This window comes from Paeniroseomonas aquatica (assembly GCF_030409335.1).
Classification (GTDB): domain Bacteria; phylum Pseudomonadota; class Alphaproteobacteria; order Acetobacterales; family Acetobacteraceae; genus Belnapia; species Belnapia aquatica.
The window spans coordinates 1-1,493 of sequence record NZ_JAUFPN010000055.1; the positions used below are offsets into that span (position 1 = coordinate 1).

Genomic DNA, 1,493 nt, shown 5'->3' on the forward strand with positions numbered 1-1,493 from the left:
GCGTTAGCGCGACCATTCCTAGTTCCTGACCGCGAAAATTGGCGTGGTGGCGGAAGGGCCAAGCCTACGCACCGTGAAGTCCTGCAGGTTGCCCACAGTCCAGCCTGTCATCCCGTTGTTGACCAAGTTGTCGGCGGGCACGAAGTTCGATAGCGGTGAGGTCGTATCGGCCAGGGCGATCTTGCCGCCCACGGCGGGGCCGTAGACATAGGAGTAGTAGGTCTCCTGCACCGTGGCGACGCGTCCCAAGGCTTGTGATGTGGCGCCACCGTAGGAGCGGATAAGGTAGCTGCTGACAACGGCCTGGGCGTCGGCATTCGTCCTGTCGGCCGAACTGTAGGGCAGGTTGAACCGTCGCACGGTGTCGTCCCACGTCCCGGAGGTAATCTGCCATGGGCCGGTTGCCGAGGTTGAGCCGTTTGCGGTCGGGATGTTGCGGAAATCGCTCTCCGCCGCGGCGAAAGCCGCCACCCCGGTGGAGTTGACGCCAAGCCTGTTGGCTGTGGCGATTGCTGTGGCGCCGTAGGGTTGCGCCTGCAGCGACGCCAGGACGTTGCTGCGATCGGAGACATCGGCGGTGCCAGTATAGGGCTTGCCGCCTTCACCAAGGCCAGAGAAGCCTTCGGCGAGAGGTGTGGGGGCTGTGGCACCGCCACCGTAGACCTCCCCTCCAGAAGGCGCAGTGAACTCCGGCGTGCCGGGGTCCGCCGCGGCGGGGACGACCTGTGGCGGCATCTGGCCGGCCTGAGGCAGCACGATGGTTTGTCCTTGCGATCCCCCAGCGAGGCCGAGGCAAAGTGCGGCAGTTGCCCAGCGCCGCATCAGTGGAAGCCGAACACGGGTGAGTTGTCCCGGCGCCGCAGCCCTTCGACGGTGCACTGCACGCCGGGCTTCACCGCATTGATGTACGGCCCGAGGGTATTGGCGGGCACGAAGCCCAGCCNGGTCACGCCCATCGGTGCCGAAGTGCGGTCAGGGCTGGAGTAGATCGGCAGGCTTGGTTGCGTCCCCTTGCACATCCAAAGCCGCTCAAGCGGGACCAACCGCTCGAGCGCACCCGTCGAGACCGGCGGCGTGAGCTTCTGCCGCAGCGCCAGGGCCCGGCCCCGGTCGAGTGAGAAGCGCTCGAGGCGGGAGAGATCCTCCGGCGTCTGCGCCTGGGCTGCCGAAGCGATGCCCAGCGTGACTACCAGGGCGGCCGCAGACGCTTTCCATCCCATTCCCAGGACCATGACTACCTCCGCTGTTGCTGTGATTGCGCGCTGGCCAACTGGTCGCTCAGCGCCTCGACCGGGCAGTAGAGCCGGCCGCTGCTCTCGGCCTTGATCGCGGCCCGCAGGCAGCGCTCGTGGAAGGCGACGGCAGGTCGNTTCATGGCGTAGCCACTGCCGAACAGGACCAGGGCGATGGCGGCGCCGCCGCCCAGCCCGGCGAGGCTGATGCCCATGGTTCGGCGCCGTTCGCGGATGACGGCGGCACCGGCGAGGGCGGCG

1 protein-coding gene is annotated in these 1,493 nt (G+C 67.5%); it reads right to left on the reverse strand.

What is annotated here, in order from left to right:
- Window positions 1-18: 18 nt before the first annotated feature.
- Window positions 19-756, reverse strand: coding sequence for a lysozyme family protein (locus QWZ14_RS06170; protein ID WP_290315755.1), 738 nt, complete (start codon window positions 754-756; stop codon window positions 19-21).
- Window positions 757-1,493 lie beyond the last annotated feature (737 nt).